Origin of the sequence: Serratia sp. 22278 (assembly GCF_052045405.1) — a bacterium.
GTDB classification, from domain to species: Bacteria; Pseudomonadota; Gammaproteobacteria; order Enterobacterales; family Enterobacteriaceae; genus Serratia; species Serratia marcescens.
Window position 1 is genome coordinate 270,276 of the sequence record NZ_JBQEOW010000006.1, and the last position, 8,327, is coordinate 278,602.

At 60.5% G+C, this 8,327-nt stretch carries 8 protein-coding genes; 6 read left to right on the forward strand and 2 right to left on the reverse strand.

Annotated elements, in window-relative coordinates; all coding sequences use genetic code 11:
* Positions 1 to 115: 115 nt before the first annotated feature.
* The 6 genes from rbsD (at position 116) to rbsR (ending at position 5,935) form a co-directional block, all read left to right on the forward strand.
* Positions 116 to 535 carry a D-ribose pyranase gene (gene rbsD, locus ACTJJ6_RS14175; RefSeq protein ID WP_016929625.1) on the forward strand — a complete coding sequence of 140 codons (420 nt, stop codon included), beginning with the start codon at positions 116 to 118 and terminating at the stop codon, positions 533 to 535.
* A gap of 7 nt (positions 536 to 542) precedes the next feature.
* A complete protein-coding gene (gene rbsA, locus ACTJJ6_RS14180) occupies positions 543 to 2,048 on the forward strand; it encodes a ribose ABC transporter ATP-binding protein RbsA (RefSeq protein ID WP_016929626.1) in 1,506 nt (501 codons plus the stop codon).
* 6 nt (positions 2,049 to 2,054) lie between these two features.
* Positions 2,055 to 3,023: a ribose ABC transporter permease gene (gene rbsC / locus ACTJJ6_RS14185; RefSeq protein ID WP_004933766.1), complete on the forward strand. Its 969-nt coding sequence runs from the start codon at positions 2,055 to 2,057 to the stop codon at positions 3,021 to 3,023.
* A 24-nt stretch (positions 3,024 to 3,047) separates the two neighbouring features.
* Positions 3,048 to 3,935, forward strand: coding sequence for a ribose ABC transporter substrate-binding protein RbsB (gene rbsB / locus ACTJJ6_RS14190; protein ID WP_049299635.1), 888 nt, complete (start codon positions 3,048 to 3,050; stop codon positions 3,933 to 3,935).
* Positions 3,936 to 3,996: 61 nt separating this feature from the next.
* Entirely contained in the window at positions 3,997 to 4,929 is a 933-nt protein-coding gene (gene rbsK, locus ACTJJ6_RS14195; protein ID WP_164053766.1) for a ribokinase, read from the forward strand.
* Positions 4,930 to 4,933: 4 nt separating this feature from the next.
* Entirely contained in the window at positions 4,934 to 5,935 is a 1,002-nt protein-coding gene (gene rbsR / locus ACTJJ6_RS14200; RefSeq protein WP_025160301.1) for a ribose operon transcriptional repressor RbsR, read from the forward strand.
* Here the strand turns inward: rbsR and mdtD are convergent.
* Both mdtD and ACTJJ6_RS14210 read right to left on the reverse strand, forming a co-directional pair.
* Complete coding sequence (gene mdtD, locus ACTJJ6_RS14205) at positions 5,932 to 7,347, reverse strand: multidrug transporter subunit MdtD (RefSeq protein ID WP_025160302.1); 1,416 nt, start codon at positions 7,345 to 7,347, stop codon at positions 5,932 to 5,934. The two genes, rbsR and mdtD, sit on opposite strands and share 4 nt — an antisense overlap.
* Positions 7,348 to 7,414: 67 nt before the next feature.
* On the reverse strand, positions 7,415 to 8,104 hold the full coding sequence (locus ACTJJ6_RS14210; RefSeq protein WP_004933751.1) for a FadR/GntR family transcriptional regulator: 690 nt from the start codon (positions 8,102 to 8,104) through the stop codon (positions 7,415 to 7,417).
* Between the last annotated feature and the right edge of the window lie 223 nt (positions 8,105 to 8,327).

An 8,327-nucleotide genomic window follows, 5' to 3' on the forward strand; every position in this document is an offset into this window, starting at 1 on the left:
GTGCGAACGAAACGTTTCGATAACGATCACACTTCTGCATTGTCCTGGTTGCCTTCCCCTGCCGTTTTTTTAAACTCCCCCAAAGAGCGAAACGTTTCGCTAGCGGAGTGAGAAGATGAAAAAAGGCGTATTACTGAATTCCGACGTGTCTGCCGTGATTGCCCGGCTGGGGCATACCGACCAGCTCACTCTGTGCGACGCGGGCCTGCCGATACCGGCGGAAACGCAGCGCATCGATCTGGCGCTGACGCAGGGCGTGCCGACCTTCATGCAGGTGTTCGCGGCGGTCACGCAAGAGATGCAGGTAGAAAGCGCCATCCTGGCGGAAGAGATCGTGAAACAGAATCCGTCGCTCCACGAGGCGCTGCTGGCGGAACTGACCGCACTGGGCCAACGCCAGGGTAACACCATCAGCGTGCGCTATATCAGCCATCAGGCGTTTAAAGCGCAAACCGAGCACAGCCGGGCGGTGATTCGCAGCGGGGAGTGTTCGCCTTACGCGAACGTGATCCTGTGCGCCGGCGTAACTTTCTGAGGCGCGTATGCAACCTTTACTGCAACTGAAAGGGATTGATAAAGCCTTTCCCGGCGTGAAGGCGCTTTCTGGCGCCGCCCTCAGCGTCTATCCCGGCAAGGTGATGGCGCTGGTGGGGGAAAACGGCGCCGGGAAGTCCACCATGATGAAAGTGTTGACCGGCATCTACCAGAAAGACGCCGGCAGTCAGTATTTTCTCGGTAAAGAGGTGGTATTCAACGGGCCCAAGGATTCGCAGGAAGCGGGCATCGGCATTATCCATCAGGAGCTGAACCTGATCCCGCAACTGACGATTGCGGAAAACATCTTCCTCGGCCGCGAGTTCGTCAACCGTTTCGGCCGCATTGACTGGAAGCGCATGTACGCCGAGGCCGATCGCTTGCTGGCGCGCCTCAACCTGCGCTACAGCAGCCACCGACTGGTGGGCGAGCTGTCGATTGGCGATCAGCAGATGGTGGAGATCGCCAAGGTGCTGAGCTTCGAATCGAAAGTGATCATCATGGACGAACCGACCGATGCGCTGACCGATACCGAAACCGCCTCGCTGTTCAAGGTGATCAACGAGCTGAAGGCCGAAGGGCGCGGCATCGTGTATATCTCGCACCGCCTGAAAGAGATTTTTGAAATCTGCGACGACGTGACCGTGTTTCGCGATGGGCAGTTTATCGCCGAGCGGCCGGTGAGCGAGCTGCAGGAAGATTCGCTGATTGAGATGATGGTCGGCCGCAAGCTGGAAGAACAATACCCGCGCCTTGATTTGCCGCGCGGGGAAAAGCGGCTGGACGTCAGCCACCTTTCCGGCCCCGGCGTTGAAGACGTCAGCTTTACGCTGTATCGCGGCGAGATCCTCGGCGTGGCCGGGCTGATGGGCGCCGGGCGCACCGAATTGATGAAGATCCTGTATGGCGCCGCCCCGCGCAAGGCCGGCACCGTCAGCCTGGACGGCCGCGAGGTGGTCACCCATTCGCCGCAGGATGGGTTGGCGAACGGCATCGTCTATATCTCGGAAGACCGCAAGCGCGACGGCCTGGTGCTGGGCATGTCGGTGAAGGAAAACATGTCGCTGACCGCGCTGCGCTACTTCAGCCGCGCCGACGGCAGCCTGAAGCAGGCCGACGAGCGGCAGGCGGTGGGGGACTTCATCCGCCTGTTCAATATCAAAACGCCGTCGATGGAGCAACCGATCGGTCTGCTTTCCGGCGGCAATCAGCAGAAAGTGGCGATCGCCCGCGGCCTGATGACTCGGCCGAAGGTGCTGATCCTCGATGAGCCGACGCGCGGCGTCGACGTCGGCGCCAAAAAAGAGATCTATCAGTTAATCAACCAGTTCAAACAGGAAGGGCTGAGCATCATTCTGGTGTCTTCGGAAATGCCGGAGGTGATGGGCATGAGCGATCGCATTCTGGTGATGCACGAAGGGCATCTCAGCGGCGAGTTCCCGATTGAACAGGCCACCCAGGAAGCGTTGATGGCGGCAGCCGTCGGCAAGCAATACGGCGTAAAGCAGGAGTAATCAGATATGAGTTCCCAGACTATCGCAGCTAAGCGCTGGTTCAGTAAAGAGTGGCTGTTAGAGCAGAAGTCGTTGATTGCGCTGCTGGTGCTGATCGCCGTGGTCTCTTCCATGAGCCCGAACTTCTTCACCCTGAACAACCTGTTCAATATTCTGCAGCAGACCTCGGTGAACGCCATCATGGCGGTGGGGATGACGCTGGTGATCCTCACGTCCGGCATCGATCTGTCGGTGGGATCGCTACTGGCGCTGACCGGCGCGGTGGCGGCGTCGATCGTCGGCTTTGAGGTCAACGCGCTGGTGGCGGTGGCGGCGGCACTGGCGCTGGGCGCCGCGGTTGGCGCCTGCACCGGAGTGATCGTCGCCAAAGGCAAAGTGCAGGCCTTTATCGCCACGCTGGTGATGATGCTGTTGCTGCGCGGCGTCACCATGGTGTACACCAACGGCAGCCCGATCAACACCGGTTTCACCGATGTGGCCGACACTTTCGGCTGGTTCGGCATCGGCCGTCCGCTGGGCGTGCCTACGCCGATCTGGATCATGGCGATCGTGTTCATCGCCGCCTGGTATATGCTGCACCATACGCGCCTGGGCCGCTATATTTATGCCCTGGGCGGCAACGAAGCGGCGACCCGTCTGTCCGGCATCAGCGTCGATAAAGTGAAGATTATCGTCTACTCGCTGTGCGGCCTGCTGGCGGCGTTGGCTGGGGTAATCGAAGTGGCGCGCCTGTCGTCGGCGCAGCCAACCGCCGGCACCGGCTATGAGCTGGACGCCATCGCCGCCGTGGTGCTGGGCGGCACCAGCCTGGCCGGCGGCAAGGGGCGCATCGTCGGCACGCTGATCGGGGCACTGATCCTCGGCTTCCTGAACAACGGCCTGAATTTATTGGGTGTTTCTTCCTACTACCAAATGATCGTGAAGGCAGTGGTGATACTGCTGGCGGTTCTGGTAGATAACAAAAGCAACAAGTAACCTCCCCCTACAGGAATCACGATGATGAAAATGAAAAAACTGGCAACCTTAGCCTCCGCCATCGCGCTGAGCGCCACCCTGAGCGCCAATGCCATGGCCAAAGACACCATCGCGCTGGTGGTGTCCACCCTCAACAACCCGTTCTTCGTTTCGATGAAGGATGGTGCGCAGCAAGAGGCCAACAAGTTGGGCTACAACCTGGTGGTGCTAGACTCCCAGAACAACCCGGCGAAAGAGCTGGCCAACGTGCAGGATCTGATGGTGCGGGCGCCCAAGCTGCTGTTGATCAACCCGACCGACTCCGACGCGGTGGGTAACGCCATCAAGATGGCCAACCAGGCTAAGATCCCGGTCATCACGCTGGACCGCGTGGCGAGCAAGGGCGACGTGGTGAGCCACATCGCTTCGGATAACCGCGTGGGCGGCAAAATGGCCGGCGACTTCATCGCCAAGAAAGCGGGCACCGATGCCAAGGTGATTCAGCTGGAAGGCATTGCCGGCACCTCCGCCGCGCGTGAACGCGGCGAAGGCTTCAAACAGTCGCTGGATCAGAATAAATTCACACTGTTGGCCAGCCAGCCGGCCGATTTCGATCGCACCAAGGGTCTGAACGTGATGCAGAACCTGCTGACCGCTCACCCGGATGTGCAGGCGGTATTTGCCCAGAACGATGAAATGGCGTTGGGCGCGCTGCGTGCGCTGCAAACTGCCGGTAAAACCGACGTGATCGTGGTAGGCTTCGACGGCACCGCCGACGGCGTGAAAGCGGTCGAAGGCGGCAAGCTGGCGGCGACCGTGGCGCAGCGCCCCGATCAGATCGGCGTGATCGGTGTGGAAACCGCCGATAAGGTGCTGAAAGGCGAAAAAGTGCCGGCGACCATCCCGGTGGATTTGAAGCTGGTCACTCAGTAAGTCATACCAGCGCCATCGGAACGGGGCGTTTACGATGGCGCGCAATTCAGGAATCAATGCGATGGAAACAGGTAAGCTGGTGGTTCTTGGCAGCATCAATGCCGACCATATCCTCAATATTGAACAGTTCCCCCACCCGGGCGAAACGGTGATCGGGAAACAGTATAAGGTGGCGTTTGGCGGCAAGGGCGCGAATCAGGCGGTGGCGGCCGGGCGCAGCGGGGCGGAGATCGCCTTTATCGCCTGCGTAGGCGCCGATGATATCGGTGAGCGTATCCGCCGGCAGCTGGCGAGCGATCGCATTGATACTCAACCGATTGAAGCCATCGCCGACAGCACCACCGGCGTGGCGCTGATCTTCGTCAACGCCGAAGGCGAGAACGTGATCGGCATTGATGCCGGCGCCAACGCCGCGGTGACGCCGGATTACCTGGCGCGCTACCAACAAAAAGTGATCGACGCCGATGCCCTGCTGATGCAGCTGGAGTCGCCGCTGGAGACGGTGATCGCCGCCGCCCACCTGGCGAAACAACATCAAACGCAGGTGATCCTCAACCCGGCCCCGGCGCGCGAGCTGCCGGACGAGCTGTTGGCCATGATCGATATCATCACCCCGAATGAAACCGAAGCCCAGCGCCTGACCGGCATCGCCGTGGACAACGACGACGATGCGGCGCGTGCGGCGCAGGCGCTGCACGACAAGGGCATCGCGACGGTGATCATCACCCTCGGTAGCCGCGGCGTGTGGCTGAGCGAAAACGGCAACGGCAGCGGCAAACGGGTGCCCGGCTTCAAGGTGCAAGCGGTGGATACCATCGCCGCCGGCGATACCTTTAACGGTGCGCTGGTGACCGCCCTGTTGGAAGGCAAGGTCATGGCCGACGCGGTGCGTTTCGCCCATGCGGCGGCGGCGATCGCCGTGACCCGCCCAGGCGCGCAGCCTTCGGTGCCGTGGCGTGAAGAGATCGACGCCTTCTTGCAGCAGCAGGGGTGATCCTTTGGCCACCATGAAAGATGTCGCCCGCCTGGCGGGCGTTTCAACTTCTACCGTTTCGCATGTGGTCAACAACAATCGCTTTGTCAGCGACAGCGTGCGCGACAAGGTCATGGCGGCCGTGGAACAGCTGAACTATGCGCCTTCCGCGCTGGCGCGCAGCCTGAAGCTCAATCAGACGCGCACCATCGGCATGCTGGTGACCGCCAGCAACAACCCGTTTTATGCCGAAGTGGTGCGCGGCGTGGAGCGCAGCTGCTATGAACGCGGCTACAGTTTAATTCTGTGCAATACCGAAGAAGACGCCGCGCGCATGAACCGCAGCATGGAGACGCTGCTGCAAAAGCGCGTCGACGGTTTGCTGTTGATGTGCACCGAAAACCACCGGCCATCGCAAGATGCCCTGAGCCGCTACCCGTCATTGCCGATCGTGATGATGGACTGGGCGCCGTTCGAGGGCGCCAACGACATTATTCAGGATAACTCGCTGCTGGGCGGCGAGATGGCGACCGACCATCTGATCGCCCGCGGCTACCGCAAGATCGCCTGCATCGCCGGCCCGCAGGATAAAACCACCGCCCGTCACCGACTGGAAGGTTATCGCAACGCGATGCGTCGCGCCGGATTGCCGGTTCCGCCAGGGTATGAAGTGCATTGCGACTTTGAGTTTGAGGGCGGGGTAAACGCCATGCGCCAACTGCTGGCGCTGGACGAGCCGCCGCATGCGGTGTTCGCCGGCAACGACGCGGTGGCGGTAGGCGTTTATCAGGCGCTGTATCAGGCCGGGCTTTCCGTGCCGCAGGATATGGCGGTGATGGGTTACGATGACATTGAGCTGGCGCGTTATTTGGCGCCACCGCTGAGCACCATTCACCAACCGAAGGATTCGCTGGGCGAATTGGCGATCGATGCGCTGATCAACCGCCTGCAGAACCCGGAGCGCGCACCCCAGGTGCTGGTGCTGACGCCCGAGCTGGTGGAACGCGCCTCGGTGGGGCGCCGTTAACTGGCCGCCTTCGCTTCTTTCTTGCTTTCCTGGCCGCTGATCAAATTGCGGCCATCTTTCCTTCTCAGCAACATAAACACCAGCGCCGACGCCACGGTGACGATCCCCATGGTGATAAAGGTGTAATGGAAGTGGTCGATCATGGTGCCTAACGACAGGGATTCGTAAAAACGCAGCACCGCCGCGCTGATCGCCACGCCGAAGCTGATGGACAGCTGTTGGGTGACCGCCAGGACGCTGTTGCCGGCGCTGGCGTTGGCGTCGTTCAAATCCGCCAGGCTGATGGTGTTCATGGCGGTGAACTGGGTGGACATCGCCATGCCCAGCACGAACAGCGGCAGGATCATCAGCCACAGCGGCATGCCCGGGCTTTGCAGGGCGAACTGGGCGATCAGCACCCCGATGATAACGGTGATGCCGACCAGCGTTTTACGGTAGCCGAACCAGCGCAGTACCTGAGTGACGGTGGATTTCGCCATCAGCGAGCCGATGGCGGTTGGCGCCATCATGCAACCGGCGACGATCGCCGTGTAGCCGAATCCCACCTGCAGCATGAGCGGCATTAAAAACGGCACGCAGCCGGTGCCCAGTCTGGAGGCGACGTTGCCGGCGATGCCGACCGAGAAGGTGCGGGTTTTGAACAGGTCGAGACCGATCAGTGGCTGAGGATGGCGGCGTGCGTGCGCGATGTAGCCGAACAGCATTACGAAGCCGCTGAGCAGAATGCCCAGCGAAACGTAGCTGGCCAGCACCCGCTCGCCAAACAGCTCCAGCCCGGTGGAGATCAGCACCAGGCTCAGGCCGAACAGCATAAAGCCAAGGAAATCGAAGCGGCGTTTGGGCGTGGTGAAGTCCGGCATGTATTTGCGTGCATAGAAGATGCCGAGCAGACCGATAGGGATATTGATCAGGAAAATCCAGTGCCAGGTGGCGTAGGTTACCAGCCAGCCGCCCAGCAGCGGCCCCAGAATCGGCCCGACCAGGCCGGGCATGGTGACGAAGTTCAGCACCGGCAGCAGTTCGCTGCGCGGGTAGGCGCGCAGCAGCGCCAAGCGCGCGACCGGCATCATCATCGCGCCGCCGATGCCCTGCAGCACGCGAGAGGCAACCAGCGCGCTCAACGTAGGAGACAAGGCGCACAGCAGCGAACCGAGGGTGAATAACGTGACGGCGAAGATGAATACCCGTCGAGTGCCGAAGCGATCCGCCAGCCAGCCGCTGACCGGGATCAGCATTGCCACCGTCAGCGTGTAGCTGATGACGGCCGATTGCATCGCCAGCGGCGAACGCCCCAGGCTTTGGGCGATCGCCGGCAGCGCGGTGTTGAGGATAGTGGCGTCCAGCGCCTGCATAAAGAACGCCATTGCGGCGATCCACGGTAGTCCTGCCATACTGCGCGCGGATTGGGTCATGGTCGGTCCTGGTTAAATGGTCGTCTGTCCCTCGTCTCTTTCTTCTATATATAAGCGGGGAGCGTGTCTAGTCTTTCTCTTTCAGCAATACCTGGCAGGCGACGAGGGCGCCTGCGCTGTCTCCGGCGAGTATCGCATCGACGATAGCCTGATGATGGCGCAGCTTGATCACTTCATTGCCGGTGATGGCGCGGAAGTAGCTTTGGTACACCGAACTGAACAGGTTGGCGAACGAGGTCAGGAACGGGTTGCCGCTGGCCTCGTAGATGAGCTGGTGGAATTGGGTATCGACCTGGATCCAACGCTCGCGATCAAACTGGGTATGCAGCGCGCGCATTTCCGCCATCAGCCCCGCCAGCAACTTGGTTTGCTGCGGGCTGGCGTGGTTTGCCGCCAACGCGCAGGCCTGCGGCTCCAGCGAGGTGCGCAAGATAAGGAAGTGTTGCATCACCTGATCGAAGTTTTCCCGCGTCATCCACCAGGTCAGTAAATCTTGATCGAGGAAATTCCATTGGCTTTGCGGCATCACGCGGGTGCCAATGCGCGGGCGCGGCAATAACATGCCTTTGGCGGCTAACATCTTCACCGCTTCGCGCACTGCGGTACGGCTGACGCCGAATTGCTCGCCCAGTTCCATTTCACCAGGCAGGATGCTGCCGGCCTGATAATCGCCTGCCAGAATTTGTTGGCCGAGTTTTTCTGCAAGCAGATAAGAAAGATTGCGTTGGGCGGCCTGTTGTTGTGCATTTAACGGCATGGCTGCGGATCCTTACTGACATCGTTATTTCTATTTTACTCCAGTGATCGCCAGCTTTTATGGCTGTTTGCCTGAAAAAGTGACATAAATTCGCCGCTTTTTCGCCCTTTTGTTGAAAAAAAACGCGCTTGAAAAGTTTTTTGCAATTAGGGGTTGCGGCCTGCCGAGAACTCCCTATAATGCGCCTCCACTGACCGGGAACAACGACTGACAAGCCGCCGGG